At 58.2% G+C, this 16729-nt stretch carries 14 protein-coding genes; 6 read left to right on the plus strand and 8 right to left on the minus strand.

The window, feature by feature from the left end; genetic code table 11:
- Positions 1–151: 151 nt before the first annotated feature.
- Positions 152–4366: a fibro-slime domain-containing protein gene (locus B4B27_RS07765; RefSeq protein ID WP_290725319.1), complete on the plus strand. Its 4215-nt coding sequence runs from the start codon at positions 152–154 to the stop codon at positions 4364–4366.
- Position 4367: 1 nt separating this feature from the next.
- Here the strand turns inward: B4B27_RS07765 and B4B27_RS07770 are convergent, their stop codons facing one another.
- Positions 4368–5321, minus strand: coding sequence for a hypothetical protein (locus B4B27_RS07770; RefSeq protein WP_290725321.1), 954 nt, complete (start codon positions 5319–5321; stop codon positions 4368–4370).
- A gap of 30 nt (positions 5322–5351) precedes the next feature.
- Here B4B27_RS07770 and B4B27_RS07775 point away from each other — a divergent pair, with 30 nt between their 5' ends.
- Complete coding sequence (locus B4B27_RS07775; protein ID WP_173366278.1) at positions 5352–5735, plus strand: co-chaperone GroES; 384 nt, start codon at positions 5352–5354, stop codon at positions 5733–5735.
- On the opposite strand, the gene B4B27_RS07780 is transcribed toward B4B27_RS07775, so the two are convergent.
- From B4B27_RS07780 to aroC, 3 genes are read right to left on the minus strand one after another with little or no spacing between them, the layout of a single operon-like run.
- Positions 5732–7201 carry a hypothetical protein gene (locus tag B4B27_RS07780; RefSeq protein ID WP_290725326.1) on the minus strand — a complete coding sequence of 490 codons (1470 nt, stop codon included), beginning with the start codon at positions 7199–7201 and terminating at the stop codon, positions 5732–5734. The two genes, B4B27_RS07775 and B4B27_RS07780, sit on opposite strands and share 4 nt — an antisense overlap.
- A gap of 60 nt (positions 7202–7261) precedes the next feature.
- Positions 7262–8155: a tetraacyldisaccharide 4'-kinase gene (locus tag B4B27_RS07785; protein WP_290725328.1), complete on the minus strand. Its 894-nt coding sequence runs from the start codon at positions 8153–8155 to the stop codon at positions 7262–7264.
- A 30-nt stretch (positions 8156–8185) separates the two neighbouring features.
- Complete coding sequence (gene aroC, locus B4B27_RS07790) at positions 8186–9268, minus strand: chorismate synthase (protein ID WP_173381586.1); 1083 nt, start codon at positions 9266–9268, stop codon at positions 8186–8188.
- A gap of 102 nt (positions 9269–9370) precedes the next feature.
- On the opposite strand from aroC, the gene B4B27_RS07795 reads away from it, so the two are divergent.
- Positions 9371–9946 carry a hypothetical protein gene (locus B4B27_RS07795; RefSeq protein WP_290725814.1) on the plus strand — a complete coding sequence of 192 codons (576 nt, stop codon included), beginning with the start codon at positions 9371–9373 and terminating at the stop codon, positions 9944–9946.
- A 108-nt stretch (positions 9947–10054) separates the two neighbouring features.
- Here B4B27_RS07795 and B4B27_RS07800 read toward each other — a convergent pair whose 3' ends face one another.
- The 4 genes from B4B27_RS07800 to B4B27_RS07815 form a co-directional block, all read right to left on the minus strand.
- Positions 10055–10468, minus strand: coding sequence for a Fur family transcriptional regulator (locus B4B27_RS07800; RefSeq protein ID WP_173381588.1), 414 nt, complete (start codon positions 10466–10468; stop codon positions 10055–10057).
- A 3-nt stretch (positions 10469–10471) separates the two neighbouring features.
- Positions 10472–11026, minus strand: coding sequence for an NADH peroxidase (locus tag B4B27_RS07805; protein WP_173366272.1), 555 nt, complete (start codon positions 11024–11026; stop codon positions 10472–10474).
- Positions 11027–11179: 153 nt separating this feature from the next.
- Positions 11180–11836 (minus strand): potassium channel family protein, encoded by a 657-nt coding sequence (locus B4B27_RS07810; protein ID WP_173381589.1) that lies wholly within the window; start codon positions 11834–11836, stop codon positions 11180–11182.
- Positions 11837–11885: 49 nt separating this feature from the next.
- The gene (locus tag B4B27_RS07815) at positions 11886–13289 is read right to left on the minus strand and encodes a TrkH family potassium uptake protein (RefSeq protein WP_173381590.1); all 1404 of its coding nucleotides are present in this window, start codon (positions 13287–13289) and stop codon (positions 11886–11888) included.
- A gap of 38 nt (positions 13290–13327) precedes the next feature.
- Between B4B27_RS07815 and B4B27_RS07820 the strand changes: the two genes are divergently transcribed.
- The 3 genes from B4B27_RS07820 to B4B27_RS07830 all read left to right on the plus strand — a co-directional run bounded on the left by B4B27_RS07820 (position 13328) and on the right by B4B27_RS07830 (position 16724).
- Complete coding sequence (locus B4B27_RS07820; protein ID WP_290725335.1) at positions 13328–14257, plus strand: hypothetical protein; 930 nt, start codon at positions 13328–13330, stop codon at positions 14255–14257.
- Between the two features lie 180 nt (positions 14258–14437).
- The gene (locus B4B27_RS07825; protein WP_290725337.1) at positions 14438–15307 is read left to right on the plus strand and encodes a TIGR02147 family protein; all 870 of its coding nucleotides are present in this window, start codon (positions 14438–14440) and stop codon (positions 15305–15307) included.
- The gene (locus B4B27_RS07830) at positions 15285–16724 is read left to right on the plus strand and encodes a fibrobacter succinogenes major paralogous domain-containing protein (RefSeq protein ID WP_290725339.1); all 1440 of its coding nucleotides are present in this window, start codon (positions 15285–15287) and stop codon (positions 16722–16724) included. Before B4B27_RS07825 ends, B4B27_RS07830 begins: the two co-directional genes overlap by 23 nt.
- Positions 16725–16729 lie beyond the last annotated feature (5 nt).

Genomic DNA, 16729 nt, shown 5'->3' on the forward strand with positions numbered 1-16729 from the left:
GCCGTCTACGCCCGCCCGCCACATTCCCGCGGGCTTTTTTTATTGCGTTTAAGACAACGCTTTCCGCTTTTTGCGATTGCTAGACGCTCTTTTTCCGCTTTTTGAATATACATTACCTATAGTTGTTTATTGCGCTCGGAAAGGAGTTGGTATGAAGCGCATTTGTTTGGGTGTCTGTTTGCTTTTTTTGTTCGGATCTGCTGCCTGGGCCGACCTTATTCTGCATTTCCAGTCACCGTGGCGTGACGATGCGACCCGGAGCGATTATGTGCCGCATGTACTGGGCGGTGCGGGTGGCGACTACAACCCGCATTTCGACGCAAATTCCTCGACGATGATGAAGAGCGATGGCGACGGCTGGTTCACCTACATTTGGGTGGGCAAGACGCTTGCCGATTTTCAGGACTGGATGAGCTTCAACATCAAGGCCTGCCCGAATACTGCCGACTATAATTTTAACCAGAACAACTGCGTCACGTGGGGCTCGAACGAATTCAAGATGGGCGAGTTCTTTGGCGCGGAGACGGAGCTCTGGCTATACACGAAGGCTGACGGTACCTACGAGAAGTCGTTCATGGCTCCGGGTTCGAAAATTGTGTGGTTCAAGAGCCCGTGGGGTAACAAGTCCTTGCCGCAGATGATTTTCGGTGCGGATTCCGTGCTGATGCGGTTCATTCCGGGCGATGCCTCGAAGTGCGGGTGGTTCTACGGCTCGGTTACGCCCGCGATGATGGCGGCTAACCCGATACAGAGTGCTTACTTTGTCCGCTACAAGGCCCCGTGGTATACATTCCCGGCAGACAGTGCCGCCGTCGTGGAACTTGCTGCGGCACTTGCGACCGCCGACACGGTATTTGTCGACGGGACGGCGGACGCACCCGAGGCGGCGCTTGAAATCGGGAGCAGGGGCGAATGCTTTGACCCGACGCGGGTACTTCACGTTTATCATCCGTGGCGCACCAACACGAGTTACCGCGACAGCGCCTTCTACATCTCGGTGGACAACAACATCATGAACCAGCCGACTCCACTCACGGCCGAGGGCGAATACAAGTACTGGCGGCATATCAGTTTTGACGATTCGCTGGTGAGCTCGCCGAAGTGGAATTCGACGTGGGCGTGGGTGCAGTTCTATCGCGGGCAGAACGAGTGGCCGCAGCACAAGTATTTCGACGATGCGGAGCGCCCGCTGGCCACGGACCTGTTCCCTGCCGGCATTTACGAGACGTGGATGTTCGCGAGTACGTCTTTGCATGTAAAGGATTTCGTGTACTACCCGCCCGAACCGAAGGTGGTGCGTTTGCTGAGCCCGTGGGACGACATGTCGCCTTCGATGCTCGTGGTTTCGATGGACGATACGGTAAAGATGGGCCCGCTGCCGATGGACCGCCAGAAGGATACCTGCGGCTGGTACGAGGGTACCTACTACAAGCATGTGGATGACTGGGGCGTCTATTTTAAGCAGACGTTCGGCATGGATTACTACAGCATGGGCGGCATTGCGGCCGAGGGCAAGGATCTGGGCGAGACGGTGCGTCTCGATTCGGTGCTGAAGGTGCGCGATACGGTGTGGGTGCATCCTTACCCGGTTTCGAACAGTGCCCCGCTGCTGGACGTGGCGTTCCCGAATCACCTGGGACGTTGCCCCGAGATGAAGATTTCGGCGATGGTGGTGGACTGGGCCGGCGAATCGTATGCGGACGCGATTGACGTGGACTTTGGCAACATCTACAACGGCAACCCCTATACGACGGTGTGGGAGAAGAACCAGAATGGCGAACTCGATTCGCTCAAGACCTGTGGCGGCCACGTGTTGGGAATGGTTCAGGATAAACTGGTGAACGGCTTGCCTGCGCGTGTGGATTCGTTAGTTTATCCGTGGAACCAGTGTTCCGCGGCGCACGAGATTGAAAAATGGTTTGTGCCGCAGGTAGTGGCGACCGATGCCGCGGGCAAGGAATACACGAATGCGACTTGCCGCGATATTGATTTGACGCTCGACGAGGAAGGGTTCTGGCTTGCGGACTTTACGAACGAGAACGACTGCAACGACACGCTGAACCCGGGATTCTACCCGATTGACGATTTTGAGTACCTGGATTCCGCGAAGACGGTGAAGAACCCGAAATTCGACTGGAACGTGAGCGGCTGCAGGCACAATTACAGCTTCGCGATGAAGATTTCGGCGCAGTTCCAGTACATTCCGGGGCAGTACTTCGAGTTCCGCGGAGACGATGACGTGTGGGTGTTTATCGACAACCGCCTCGCGGTGGATATCGGCGGGTGCCACAACCCGGTGGAAGGCGCGGTGAATCTCGACACGATGGGGCTCGAGGAAGGCAAGATCTATCCGTTCCACATATTCTTCTCGGAAAGGAACGCGACGGGTTCGAACTTCAAGATGCGCACCTCCATCAACCTGCAGACGGAAAAGCGCTACTTCCCGGTGGAACAGCATACGGATGACGGAACCATCGAGTACGTGATTCTGCAGATTCTTACGGAAGAGAACCTGACCTGCGACATTTCGAGCGTGGGGAAGGTGGATACGACGCTTGCGGAATCGTCCTTCATTCTGTACGGGCAGACTGCATTGCAGGAGGGCGAGGTGCTGAAGCCGGGCGTGAACTACGGCGGCATTACCGTCAACGAGAACATGGCGGGCTTTGTTATCGATACGGCGGCGATCGTGCGTGCGCGTGCGCTCCCGCCGGGAATGTACATGCTCGATTTTTACCTGGTGGCCGACCCCTCGCAGCGTTCGCAGGTGTATTTCGAGGTGCCGGAGTACCCGCTTCCGGATATCGCGTTTGCGGATGCGGCGGGCGAACCGTTTGACCCGAAAGGCTACAACTTGCTGCTCGAACCGATGGGGGTCCCGGGTGACAATGGCGGCAAGGATACGCTGATGGCTTTTGTGTCTTACCCGGTACGCATCATGGTGATGTATATCGGGCAGGTCTGCGCCGACTGTATCGTGTCGGTGGACCTCTCGACTGCGGATTCGCTCTCGTTCCTGGATGCGAACGGACAGCCGATCACGAGTGTCACGACGGATTCTTCGGGCTATGCGATATTCAACGTGATGGGCCTTGCGGCGGTCAACAATGCCTCGTTCACGGTTTCCGGTTCGCAGGTTGCGAACAAGATCGTGTGGGAGAACATCAACATGATGGAACCGCCCGTGCCGTTTGCGAGCAAGGGCTACATGTTCGACCGAGATGGCGACGGCGTTCCCGACAGTCTGCACATCCCCTTCAGCGAGGCCTTCGATTCCGACATTCCCGATACGCTTGCATGGTCGTTCGGTGATTCGGCCTGGAGCAGAATCGTGGGGGTTGAAAGTGTCCGCACGAAAATCGAGAACGCGTCCGATATCGTAGTGACGGCGGATTCCCTGCTCGACAAGGTTTTTACCGGCGGAAACAAGGAAATCTACCAGGGAGGCTTGCATTACCATTACACCTACTGGGACGAGGACAAGGGAGACTCGATTTCGCTTTCGATGAACGGCATGATAGAGGACAGGGTCGGACCCGTGCTGTTGAGCGCCATAGTGAATCCGGGCAAGGACAAGATGACGACGTTGACGCTCCTGTTGAGCGAGGGATCACTCGATACGAATCTCGCCGCGGAGGACTTGTTCGATTTCAGGATTTGGCGGATGGGCGAACAGGCGTCGGCGCAAATGGTATCGCCACGCAGGACCAGGTTGCAGAATGGCGTGCGCTATGACCTTTACTTCTATGGCGGCGAAGACGAGGTGCTGCCTGCCGTGGGTGATTCGGTGCGGCTCATGCCGGGCGCGATCCGGGACTTGGGCGGGAACGTGCCCCATGCGAACAATCCGTGGGTGAGGGTCATTGGCGGCCAGAGATTGCTGGTGGACGTGCCGGGCGTGGTTACGCTTTCGCAGGAGACTGCGGAACAGACTGCATCCTGGGAAGGCGGCGTGCACACGTTCGCTATTCCGCCCGAGATGTCCTTGAAGGATGCCGTGGAACAGACGGGCCTTCCGGGGCAGCTTTTGAACTACGATTTGCAGGAACTGGGCCTTACGGCGAGCGATTCGGTGTCCATCGATTCTATCCGCATCGAATGGGAAGTGAGCTATTTTTCGAACCTTGGCCAGTTTGTGAACCGGGCGAAGGGTTCCGTGGCTTGTTCCGACACTGCGGTGTTCAATGGAGACTGCCGCTCGAATCCGGCGAAGGTATTCCTCGCATGGAACGCCCGCAGCGAGAATGGAAGGCTCGTGGGCACGGGCGCGTATGTATCGAAGCTCGAATGGCGCGTGAAGGCGGGGCGCGAGACTGTCGGCAAGCGCGACGACACGTTCACGATGGGGGTAAAGCGCGGGAAGTAGCCTAGCGGCCGACCTGCGCGTGGGACAATCCGTTGTTCCTGTAGAAGGGGATGTCGGCAAGGACATCCTGCACCCAGCCGTTCTTGAGCGGGCTCTTGCGCCACTCGGCGTTTAGCCCCTGGATGCTGTTTTCGGGATAGAAGGCGGCGATGGCGTCTTCTTCGCTCTTGGCGGTATCGAGGGCGGCCTTCAGCATGCGCGCCCCGGTGCGGATTTGCGCGAGGCCGTCTCCTGAATCCAGTGCGAGCAGGCCGCGTCCGGTCTTTTCGCCTTTGTAGTTGAAGTCGAATCCCGAAATGTGGCGGATGATGGACATGAGCATGGCGGGGTCGACCTTTTCGCGGAGGCTTGCTTCCAGGACGGGAAGGGCGCAGAGCTGTTCGTTGTCCCAGGGGCTTCCCCTGTATGTGATTTCGAGCTCGTGGCTTTCGCCCTTGCTTTGCATCCTTATGGAATAGCGCGGCCCGAGCCTTTTTTGCACGCCCTTCGTAATCTTGATGGTCCTGTTCTTGAATTGCTTGTAGCCGTCGAAGGAGAGGACGAGCGTGTCGTCGAGGCGCACGAGCCTTGCCGTGGTGGGCCTGTTGACCATTTCGTGGTAGACTTCGACGAGGACGGGGAGCGTGTGCGCAAGTTCGGGCTTCGGCCTTTCGAGGTTGCACCGGGGATCGATCGCGACGGCTCCGCTTGATTCCATTGCGGAGACGAGCGTGCGGGAGTAGCTCTCGAATATGTGCCTTGCGTCCAGCGGTTCGGGGGCGGCTGGCTCCGGATGGAGCACGAAGATGGTGGCGATGGCGATGATTGCTACGACAGCCGCGGCGCACGCGACGCGTATCTTGCGGCTGCGCCACAGGATTTTCAGCATGGCCCTCCCTTTCGGTGTCGAGAGGACGATACCGAGTATGCCGATGGATATGGCAAACCAGAGCGCTATGAGAATTGCGATGACCACAGCTGCAATATAAATTCTATTTTAGCGCCCATGATGGATGCTTTGAAAAATGTTGTTGTAATTGGCGACCGAGTGTTGATAAAGCCCCTGGAGGCGTCGAACCGAACGGGGAGCGGGCTATACCTGCCGCCGAGCGTGAAGGACCATGACGCCGTGCATGCGGGGCTCGTGATGCGGGTCGGGCCCGGATACCCGATTCCCGCGAACCGCGATCCGGATTCCATCTTTACGGGCGAAAGGGAAGATACGGTGAACTATGTGCCGCTCCAGGTCCATGAAGGCGACGAGGCGCTCTACCTGCATGCGAGCGGAACCGAAATAGAAATCAACGGCGAAAAGTATGTCATCGTCGGGCAGAACGCGATCCTGCTCGTGATGCGAAACGAGATTCCCGACAGTATCGATAACCTCTAGGACGCCTTGCCGTCGAGCTTGGCGTGCGCTTCCTTGATTTTGGAAATCAGGACGGAAGTCGCGTCGAATTCTTCCTTGATTTGTCCGAGGATTTCGTCAAAGAGCTGCTGGTTGCAGAACAGCTCGTTGCGGTTCTGCTTGAGGCTGCGGTAGGTATCGCGCAGGCTCAGGAGCGTCTTGGATTCGCGTTCCATGGAGGCGTTGACTTCCTTCCGGATTTCTTCGCGCTGGATTTTCTTTTGCGCGATGATGTCGGGGTCGTTTTCGCTCAGGATATAGGTCGGGAGCGTTGCGTAATCTTCGAACTTGCCTGTCTTGAGGGTGCTGTTGCTGGAACGGACCACGTTGGTGCGCAGCCCGATGCCCTTGACTGCGGAGTCGATGGCGATGGAACAGTTGGAAGTGCCGTGATAGTTGCAGCGCACGCGCTTTTCGACCTGGCGCAGTTCGTTGTACGGGTTGAAGTCGCCATCCGTTTCGATATAGCGGAGCGGAACATAGAGCGGCGTGGATTCGCCGGCGATTGTAACTTTGTACATAACGCAGGCTTCGTTGTTGAATTCCCTGGTGTCGTATTTGTTGTTGCTGCTGTTCAGCAGCCTGTCGATGCGGGCGAGGAGGTCGTCGGCATCGTAGCGCTTTTCATGGATTTCCGGGATGTTTTTCAGGAGGATTTCGAGGGCTATCTTCTTGTAGCCTTCGACAATAATCTTGTTCGAAATGGTGCGTCCCCAGATGTTTGTGCCGAGGAAGAAGGTGTCCATGAGGCTGGCTTCGGTGCGCCCGTTGAAGAAGGCGGCGGCCTTTGCGATGTTGCTTAGGACCATCCATTTCTTGATGGAGACGTAGATGTTGTTTGAGTCGCAGAGTTCGGCGAGCTTGCCGATCATGTCGAGCGCATCGGCAGAGAATGCAATCTTGTTGATTTTCTCTTTCCATTCCGCGGATTCTTCTGGCGTGATGGTGAGTTCTGCGGGGATGTCGGTCAGGGTCACATCGCGGGGGGTCGTGAGCAGCTGACAGAGGGCGCTTGCCGAGATGCTGTCGGGGAGGGCGACGGTGAGCGCTATCTTGTCTACAATCTCACCGCGGGTCAGGGCCACTTCGGGGCGCAGGTCGCCCGAAATGATGACCGGCGTGCCGGCGCGATCCTGGAGCGCAATCTGCACGCTCTCTTTTTGGCGCTCGTTCGTGACGTCGTAGCTCTGGAATACGATAAGGTTATAGTCGCTGAGCTTGGAGGGAATCTCCTGGATGCGCCTGCCGATGCGGAGCACCTTGGCGTTCTTGAATGCGGCGACGAGCCTGTCGATGACGATGGCCTTGCCGGAGCCGGAGCGGCCGTAGAGGTAGAACGGTTCACGGACGATGGTCGTGAGAAAGGCTAGTTCGATACAGAATTCGCGTTCGGGGATGCCTGCGGAGAGGGCGTTCATCAAATCCTTAATACGCGTAGAGAGATTCATTTTCTATTCCTTCTTGCGGTTTGCGCGTTGCATAAAAAATAATAACGTGAGGCCATCCGTTTAGCGCCCTGTGTTCGCGCGGGCTGCGATAAGCGCGTTTTTGGCGGAGTCCGAGACGAGAACCCGCTGGCGGGCGATAAAGACTGCATGTTCATTTTGGAGTTCCGGGGGGAGCCTTGCGAAGTCCTTCTCGGTGATGACGACTTGTTCGCCATCGCGGAGAAGGGCCTCGAGGATACGCCGCAGGCGCCTGTCGTGGTCGCGGAGCGCGATGGTGCGGGTCGCGCGGATTCCCGAAGCGGCGACGTCGCTTGCGAACCGGGACGGGTCGGCTATGCCGCAGAGGAGGACCGGGTCGCGGCTGAGGGAATTGCCCGCTGCGTTCTCGATGCCCGCGATGCCGAAGGTGACATCGGCATCGGCGCCCGTATGCGTGCTCGCGCAACGGAGCGCGATTGCGGGCGCCGCATGATCCGTTGCCATGCTCCGGAACATGCCCGCGGGCACGAGGCTTTCGGTGTGCACGGGCGGGTCTTCCCAGTCGAGGCGGATGACTATGGCACCGGAAAGTCGGGTGTCCTCGAATCCGTCGTCGCAGACGATCGCATCGAATTCGCCGTCGAGTTCGTGGGCGGTGCGGTAGCGGTTGCCTGTCGAGAATACCTGGACCTGCGGCAATTGCGCGAGCCGCTGCCGTAGCATTTGCGCTTCGTCGCGGGCTTTCGCATGGCAAAGGACAGCGATACGCCCGGCGCCCTGTTCGCGGAGGAAACGGACGAACCACGCGGTGAACGGACTCTTGCCCGCGCCCCCGATGCGGAAGCTTCCTATTACATACAAGCTAGAATTTTGGAGCGGCTGCCCGGGCTTGAGGCAAAGGCGGTGGTGGAGCCGGTATGCGGCATGGTAACAGGCGGCAAGGCATGTGAGCGGGAAGCGCGTTAATGTGTTCATGTCGTTGCGGCGTCCTGGCCGTAGGCCATGCTACAGGCAGTGGCGTTTCTGCTGCAGGTAGAGGTCGGCAAGCACGATAGCGGCCATGCTTTCGACGATGACCGGCGCGCGTACCGCGACGCACGGGTCGTGGCGGCCTTTGGCGGCGAGTTCTCCGTTCTCCCCTCCGCGGCCGGCGGTCTTCTGCGCTTGCGCGATTGTCGCGGTGGGCTTGAACGCCATGCGGCAGAGGATGTCTTCGCCGTTGCTGATTCCTCCGACGCAGCCGCCCGCGTTGTTTGTGCGCGTGCGGTATTGCTTGCCGTCGAAGTAGATTTCGTCGTTGTGGCGGCTGCCGCGCATGCGCGCGGCGGCGAACCCGCTGCCGATCTCGAAACCCTTGCAGGCGGGGATGCTGAGCATCGCCTGGGCGAGCAGCGCGTCGAGCCTGTCGAACACGGGTTCGCCGAGTGCGGCGGGGACGCCGCGCACCAGCAGCCGCACCGTGCCGCCGATGCTGTCGGCGTTCTTCTTCGCGTCGAGGATTTCTTCTTCCATTTTCATGCCCGCTTCGGGAACGGGACAGCGGACGGGAGAGGCTTCGATAGATTCGTGCGTGAGTGTACCGATGTCGAATTCGGGGCAGTCGATGTTGCCGACGGAATCGACCCACGCGATAAATTCTGTTCCGGCGACCTGTGCGAGGAACTTGCGTGCGACGGCGCCCGCGCAGACCCTGCCGATGGTTTCGCGTGCGGAACTGCGTCCGCCGCCGCGGTAGTCGCGGAACCCGTACTTCATGTCGTAGCAGAGGTCGGCATGTCCCGGTCTGTACCATTTCTCGATATCCGCGTAGTCATGGCTTCGCTGGTCCTCGTTGAATACGGCGAACGAGATGGGAGTCCCGGTCGTCTTGCCTTCGAAAACGCCGCTCAGGATCCTGACCTTGTCCTTTTCGTCGCGGGCGGTGGTCATCGCGCCCTGCCCCGGGCGCCTGCGGTCGAGGTAAAACTGGATGTCTTCTTCGCAGAGGGGAAGCCCTGCCGGGCATCCGTCCACGACGGCGCCTACTGCCGGACCGTGGGATTCGCCCCAGGTCGTCACGCTGAAAATTTTGCCAAAAGTGCTAGCCATGTTGCAAAATATAGATAAAGAGGCCCTAAAACCGTCCGGACGGCCCATTTTTGCTGAAAGTTTACTATCTTTTACAAAGGTTTTAGGAGATAGTCCGTGTCCATGTTTAGAAATATCATCGTCTTGTTGCTGCTGGCGCTTTCCATGGAAGCGTTCGCGCAGCGCAATGGCGAACTCGAATTTGCCGGTATCCCCTTTGGCGCCTCGCGCGAGACAGTGATTGAAGAGGTGATGAAGATGGGCTACGAGCCCTTCGGCCAGATGGGCAAGGGTGAGCGGGTTGTGCTTCCCATGTTCAATTTCGGCGAACTGCCGGTTCAGGTTTCTTTCATCTTTAACGCGAACGACAAGTTCTACGCTTTTGAAATCCGCACGGGCAAGGTGGAGGCGAGCCGCAGGTTCAAGGCCATCGAGGCTGCGGAATACATGTCGGAACAGTTTACACTCAAGTACGGCAAGCCTTCGCAGGCGCCGACGCTTGTTGAATCCGCCATCAAGGAAGGCCGCAACAACTACCAGGAATGGTTCGGGGTCAAGGTCCTGAACGCCTTTACGGCTGTCGTCGGCAAGTCCAACCGCTATTTCGTTCTTGGCTACGTGGAGCACCGCACCCTCGCGAAGGAAGGGCTCGCGCAGAAGAAGGGCAAGGAAAAGGGAAGCGACCAGCCGGTGTTCTAGGTCGGACCTCGCCCCTAAGTCTAAGATAGATAATAAGTTAAAAAGAAAACCCCGCCTATGCGGGGTTTGTTATTTTGTTCTGAAAAAAATAAACTTATGTAAACTTTGTCACACGTCGCGGTCCCTGTTGCACTGCGGGCAGAGCCCGAACATGTAGAGCGACGCTCCGGTGAGCGAACAGCCTTCGGGGAGCATCTGTTCGCAACCTTCCGGAACGCTGTCGATGTCGATGACCCTGCCGCATTTTTCGCATCGGAAATGGCTGTGCGGTTTGGTCTCGCCGTCGTAGCGCAGGAACCCTTCGCCGAAGTCCAGCGAGAGGGCGAGCCCTTTTTCCGCGAACAGTTCGAGCGTGTTGTAGACGGTCGTCCGCGAGAGCCCGGGATTGCCTGGCAGCAGCGCCTGGTAGATGGAATCCACCGACGGGTGCGAATGGACGCTTTTCAGGTAGTCGAGAATGAGGACCCGCTGTAGCGACGGGCGGATCCCGCATTCTTGAAGCATGACGGAAGCGGATGCCATCGCTTACTTGAAGTAGCGTCCGAGCAGGCCCTGGAAGGCTCCGCCGTGGCGGGCCTCGTCTTTGCACATTTCGTGGACGGTATCGTGGATGGCGTCGTAGCCGAGTTCCTTCGCACGCTTCGCGAGGGCGAGCTTGCCTTCGGTGGCGCCCGCTTCGGCGGCGACGCGGAGTTCGAGGTTCTTCTTGGTGTCGGGGTAGACGACTTCGCCGAGGAGTTCTGCGAACTTGGCGGCATGTTCGGCTTCCTCGAAGGCGATGCGCTTGTAGGCCTCGGCGACTTCGGGGAACCCTTCGCGGTCGGCCTGGCGGCTCATGGCGAGATACATGCCGACTTCGGTGCATTCGCCTGCGAAATTCTCGCGCAGTCCCTGGACGACCTCGGCATCGAGACCCTGGGCGACTCCGATCTTGTGTTCGTCGGCCCATACGATCTTGCCGCTAGACTTGTCCTCCTTTTCGAAGAACTTGCTCTTGGGAGCGTGGCACTGGGGGCATTCGTCCGGAGCCTCGGGGCCCATGTGGACATAACCGCAGACTTTGCAAACCCATACTTTCATTTGTGTCTCCTGTCCCGCTTGGCGGGGGTTTGGGTGTTTGTAACTGTGATTATGGAAATTATAAAATCACGATCGCGCTTTGTCAATCGTTTTGTTATAAATTTTTGTAATTATTACAGGAATTTTGTTTTTTCGGCTTGCGGCGGGTCCCTGCTAGCCCTTGAAGTCGTCGAGGGCGTCGTTCGGGCCCATGAGGAACAGCACGTCGTTTTCCTTGAGCACGTAGTCGGCGAGGTTGCCTATCTTGGGCTTGGTCTCGAGCGGGTCGCGGATGGCGATGACCTGGATGCCGTACTTGTGCGTGAGCGAGAGGTCCTTGAGGGTCTTGCCCTGGAACTTTTCGGGGCACACGACCTCGACGATGGAGAAGCCTTCCATGAACGGCAGGAAGTCGAGCATGTTCGGCCTGTTCAGGCGTTCGGCGAGCGCGATGGCGCTGTCGCGTTCCGGGTGGAAGATGTCGGAGACGCCGAGCTTCTCGAGGATGCTCGAGTGGGCGGCGCTAGAGGACTTCGCGATGATGTGCTTTACGCCGAGTTCCTTCAGGTTCAGTACGGTAAGGAGGCTTGCTTCCAGGTTCTCGCCGATACAGACGATGACGGAGTCCGCCTTCTGGAGCGGGATGCTCGCGAGCTGTTTCTTGCGTGTGGAGTCGGCGACCATGGCCTGCGATACGGTGCTGGAGATGTCCTGCACCTTTTCGGGGTGGTTGTCCACCACGAGCACGTCGTGGCCGAGACTGGTCAGGTGACGGGCCAGAAAGATGGCGGAGTTGCCGAGCCCGATGATGATGTACTGCTTCGATGCCATGAGCTATAATTTAGTAATCAATCCCTAATTATCAATTATCAATTGAGGATTAGCCCACCATGATGTCTTCTTCGGCATACCAGGTAGTGTTCTGGACCCTGCCGGCGACCGCCGAAATGAGGAAAAGCGGGCCCATACGGCCGATAAACATCACGCAGCAGATGACAATCTGGCCCACGGTGGAAAGTTCGCCGGTAAGCCCCATCGAGAGTCCGCAGGTGCTGTAGGCGCTGATGACCTCGAAGAGGATCTTGAGGAAGGGGGTGCCGTTCTCGTTGAACCCGGTGCCCGCCGGAATCTCGGTGATGAGGAGGACCATCGTTGCAAGCGCTATAACGACGATGGCGACCACGAAGATTCGCACGGCCTTGTCGACCGTGGTTTCGGGGATGGTACGGCCCATGACCTGGGTCTTTTCGCGGCCGAGCAGGCGGTTGAACCCGAGCAGCCCGATGACCGCCGCGGTCGTTACCTTGATGCCGCCGCCGCAGCTGCCGGGGTTTGCGCCGATGAACATGATGATGGCGAAGAAGAACAGGGAGCTTGCGCACAGGGCCGGGGTGTCTACCGTGTTGAGGCCCGCGGTGCGGCTTGTGAAGGCCATGAAGAACGTGGTTTGGAGCTTGTCGAAGAAGCTTAAGCCGTCGAGCGTGTTGCCCCATTCGGTTATCATGAAGGCGACGATGCTTGCGCCGATGATGACGAACGTGCAGAACGTCGCGATGCGGGTATGGAGCGAAATCTTGCGGAACTTGCGCTGCTTGAAGTCGAAGGAATACTGCAGCTCGGTGATGGCGAGGAACCCGAAGCCCCCGGCCAGCGCGAGGATGCAGGTGGTGATGTTCATGACCGGGTTCAGCTGGAACTGTACGAGCGAGTCGGGGAACAGCGTGAACCCGACGTTACAGAACGAACTGACTGCCTGGAATAGCGAGCAGAAGATGCGGTCGTGGAGCTCCATGTCTCCAAACTGCGTAAAGTAGAGCACGCCGCCGATGGCTTCCAGTATGAACGTGAAGGGGAGGACGGCCATGAGGATGCGCTTCGCGTCGACGTTGCCTTCTTGCGTGAAGTCGGCGAGCAGCACGGACTGGTGGTTGAAGCCCGGGTGCATGCCCGCAAGCAGGATAAGCACGGTAGACACGGTCATGATGCCGAGGCCGCCCAGCTGCATGAGGACGACGAGCACCCAGTTGCCGAATGTCGAGAAGGTCGAGCTGATGTCGATGACGGAAAGGCCTGTCACGCACACTGCGGATGTGGCCGTGAAGAGCGCCTGGAGAAAGTCGATGGGCTCGCGGGTGGAGACCGGCAGGCGCAGGAGTACCGCGCCGACAGTTATAAGCATAAGATAACCGAGCACCACCAGGGTAATCGGGTTTGCCTGTTTTTTCGGTTTGAAGACGTTCTCGGACGTCGTATCCGAGAAGGCTTGGTACTTGGAACGAAGCATGGAGCGAAATGTAGCAATTTTCTACATTTGGACACGCTATGAAGAATTTGCGGTCCATATTGATGCCGCTGGCGATCGTGCTCGGGATTCTGCTCCCGCAGGCGCACGTGCTTTCGCCCATGATGCCCTTCCTTATCGGCTCGATGATGTTCCTGACGTTTGTCACGAAGATCCCGCCGCAGACTCACGGCTACACGTTCAAGATCGAGGCCCGCGCGTTTGTCGCAAGCCTTGTGCTGATTGCCGCCCTGTGGGGTATCGTGGAACTGTTCGGGCTCCCGCGCGAGGTGCTGCTGGGCGGTGCCATCATCGCGCTCTGCCCGCCGGCGAATGCCGCCCCCGCGATGGCCAAGATGCTCGGCGGTTCGGCGTCGCTCGCGCTCAAGATTTTTTTGAGCGGGAACCTGCTCGCGTGCTTTTCGATCCCCGTCTTTTTCGGGTACCTTACCGGTGCCGATGCGAGCCTCTCCGAAATCGCGATGAAGATTTTCAATACCATCCAGCCCATCATCAGCATACCGCTCGCGTTTGCGCTGGGCCTGCGCGCGTTCTACCCGGAGCTTGCCGACCGCGCCGCGAAATTCCAGAAGTACACGATGTTCATCTGGACGTTCTCGGTGTTCGTCATCATTTCGAAGGCGAGTTTCGATATCCGCGAGATGGGATTCACCGACTTGTGGAACAGCGGCAAGCTCCCGATGATGGCGGGGGTCTCGCTGGTGCTCTGCATTTTGCTGTTCTGGCTCGGCTGGTTCTGTGAACGCAAGCGCCGCCCCATCGAGGGGTCGCAGAGCATGGGGCAGAAGAACACGACGCTTGTCATCTGGGTTTCTACTTTGTACGCAGGCCCGGTGGTGGCGCTCGCACCGACCTGTTACGTTATCTGGCAGAACCTGGTGCTCACTTGGATGAGCCGCGAAAAGACCCGCGAACGGATGCTCCGCGGCCAGGAAAAGAAAAATCCCTAGTTTTATATGCCCTTTTTTTTTGTGTTCTAGGAATACAGCCGTGTTCCAAGAACACGCTTTTGTGTTCTAGAATGCTGAAATTTTATAAGATTTCTCAAAAAGTGTAAAATTTGAAGTAAAAACGGCATTTTTGTGCTCTATTCCGTTGCACAGCCCCGGAAAAAGGCTATATTTGTAGTGATGAATGCGATTGTAGAATACACTGATTATCGCAAGTTCATTCGTGACTACTACGAGGAACGCAAGCGGAGTTCGGCATTTACCTGGCGAGATTTTGCCCGGGATGTCGGTTTTTCGTCGGCGGTGTACCTGAAGTATGTCAGCGAGGGGAAAAAGAACCTGAGCGTGTCGGCTGCGGGTTCGGTCGCGCGCGCCATGGGGCTTGTCGGTTTCGAGGCCGAATATTTTGTGCTCATGGTCTCGTATGCGCATGCGAAGAACGACAAGGCGAAGCGTGCGGCGTTCGAACAGCGGTGCGCGCTCGCGATGGCGCACAAGGTGCGCGTTCTGGGCAACGAGGAATTCGACTATTTCAAGTCGTGGAAAAACCCGGTGATCCGTGAACTCGCATCGCACATGCCCGGCGCGAAGCCGCTCGATATCGCACGTGCCTGCAAGCAGAAGATTTCTGCGGCGGAGGTTGCGGAGACGCTCGATTTTTTGGTGAAGGCGAAACTCCTGAAGAAGGACGGGAGCGGTAACTACCAGCAGACAGACAAGGCCATTTCCATGGGGAAGGTGGACGCGGTTCCGGTGGCGGCTCGCGAGATGCAAAGGCAAATGGGGGAGTTTGCGGTTAGTGCATTGGATTTGCCGCTATCGGAACGCGACATGTCGGGGCTTACCATGGGGATAACGAGCCGTGCCTACGAGCGCATAAAGAACGAACTTGCGGAATGCCGCAAGCGCATCATGGCCATTGTCGTGGAAGACGACGAGACGGAGCGGGTGTATCGCCTGAACATGCAGCTGTTCCCGGTGAGCGAAAACATCAAGGACAAGGACTATTTGAAAAGGGGCTGGACGGATGATGAAAATAAAACTGTTTAAGTGTGTCGGTGGCGTTTTGCCGGTCTTGTTGCTGCCTCTGGCCATTTTGTCGTTTGTAGTTGTGGGTTGTGGCGACAGCGAGGTCGCGGGCGGCGTTACAGAAGATGCGGGCATTGTCGCCGACGTATCGGGCGTGTTCCAGAAGGGCCCGTTTGTCGAGGGGACTCCCGTGAAGGTGAAGGGCGTTGACTGCGAGACTCTCGAACCGACGGGCGAGATTGCCGAGGGCTCGATCGCGAACAGCAGGGGCGAATTCAATTTCGCGAAACTTACTTTGTCTACATCGTGCGCCATATTCGAGGCGACGGGCTACTACCTGAACGAACTGACGGGCGAGCGGACTGCGGACAAGTTTACTCTTCGCGCGGTGACAAGGCTTACGGACCGCAACAGCGTGAACGTGAACCTGTTCACCCACATGGAATATGGACGCGTGGTGCGCCTGGTGACCGCGAAGGGCATGGACTTTGACGACGCGAAGGAACAGGCCGAGGCCGAAGTTCTGGCGGCGTTCGGAATTGCGGGCGAACTTGAAGAGTTCGAGGACATGAACATCGCAGAACCGGGAGATGGCAATGCGGCCCTGCTTGCCGTGAGCGTGATGATGCAGGCCGATGGCGGTGTCGCGGAACTGGCCGAACGCCTCGACAAGTTCGATGACGCATTTGTCGCGGCTGGCTCGTGGGAAGATGCCGAAACGAAGAAGGCTATGGCAGGCTGGGCGCGCGCGGCCGAGGCAAACGGCGAGCTCGATGCTATCCGCAGGAATGTCGAAAGCTGGAGCGAGGGCGGCGTGGCGCCGTCGTTCGAAAGCTACGTGGACGAGATTGTCGAGGAAGTTTCCAGGAACCCCTACCTAAACCCCGAAGTGGAATACGGGACGCTCGTGGATGCCCGCGACGGCCATGCCTACGCGACGATAAAAATCGGTGGCCAGACGTGGATGGCGGAGAACCTGGACTACTTCGATACCGTGGCGGTACCCGGACTTAAGGACAGCAGCTGGTGCTACGACAACAATCCCGCGAAATGCGCGGAGGCGGGGCGCCTCTATACCTGGAGTGTCGCGAGGGTGGCTGTTTGCCCCGACGGTTGGCACTTGCCCGATACGACGGAATGGAACGCCCTGGTTGCGGCGGCTGGGGGGAGCGCGGCTGCATCTGCGCTCAAGTCGGCAGCAGGCTGGGATAGCGGCGAGGGCACGAACGGTACCGGGTTCTCGGCGGTCGCTGGCGGCGAACGCTACCGCAGCGGCTCGTTCGATTCCGAAGGGCTGAAGGCGTACCTGTGGAGTGCCGATAACGATTCGGAAGACCGTGAGTCCGCTTATGGAGTCCTTGTCGGGAGTGACGATTCGGTCACTTTGAAGGCATTCCCCTTGGCAAACGGGTTTGCGGTCCGTTGCGTAATGGATTAGGAGAG

This window comes from Fibrobacter sp. UBA2449 (assembly GCF_002342555.1).
GTDB lineage: Bacteria > Fibrobacterota > Fibrobacteria > Fibrobacterales > Fibrobacteraceae > Fibrobacter.

What these genes read in the sequence shown, in the direction of transcription:
- aroC (WP_173381586.1), bottom strand. Translation starts at nt 9,268, where the DNA reads ATGGCTAGCACTTTTGGCAAAATTTTCAGCGTGACGACCTGGGGCGAA.
- B4B27_RS07800 (WP_173381588.1), bottom strand. Translation starts at nt 10,468, where the DNA reads ATGGCATCCGCTTCCGTCATGCTTCAAGAATGCGGGATCCGCCCGTCG.
- B4B27_RS07795 (WP_290725814.1), top strand. Translation starts at nt 9,371, where the DNA reads ATGTTTAGAAATATCATCGTCTTGTTGCTGCTGGCGCTTTCCATGGAA.
- B4B27_RS07820 (WP_290725335.1), top strand. Translation starts at nt 13,328, where the DNA reads ATGAAGAATTTGCGGTCCATATTGATGCCGCTGGCGATCGTGCTCGGG.
- B4B27_RS07825 (WP_290725337.1), top strand. Translation starts at nt 14,438, where the DNA reads ATGAATGCGATTGTAGAATACACTGATTATCGCAAGTTCATTCGTGAC.
- B4B27_RS07815 (WP_173381590.1), bottom strand. Translation starts at nt 13,289, where the DNA reads ATGCTTCGTTCCAAGTACCAAGCCTTCTCGGATACGACGTCCGAGAAC.
- B4B27_RS07780 (WP_290725326.1), bottom strand. Translation starts at nt 7,201, where the DNA reads ATGAATCTCTCTACGCGTATTAAGGATTTGATGAACGCCCTCTCCGCA.
- B4B27_RS07810 (WP_173381589.1), bottom strand. Translation starts at nt 11,836, where the DNA reads ATGGCATCGAAGCAGTACATCATCATCGGGCTCGGCAACTCCGCCATC.
- B4B27_RS07765 (WP_290725319.1), top strand. Translation starts at nt 152, where the DNA reads ATGAAGCGCATTTGTTTGGGTGTCTGTTTGCTTTTTTTGTTCGGATCT.
- B4B27_RS07785 (WP_290725328.1), bottom strand. Translation starts at nt 8,155, where the DNA reads ATGAACACATTAACGCGCTTCCCGCTCACATGCCTTGCCGCCTGTTAC.
- B4B27_RS07805 (WP_173366272.1), bottom strand. Translation starts at nt 11,026, where the DNA reads ATGAAAGTATGGGTTTGCAAAGTCTGCGGTTATGTCCACATGGGCCCC.
- B4B27_RS07830 (WP_290725339.1), top strand. Translation starts at nt 15,285, where the DNA reads ATGATGAAAATAAAACTGTTTAAGTGTGTCGGTGGCGTTTTGCCGGTC.
- B4B27_RS07775 (WP_173366278.1), top strand. Translation starts at nt 5,352, where the DNA reads ATGATGGATGCTTTGAAAAATGTTGTTGTAATTGGCGACCGAGTGTTG.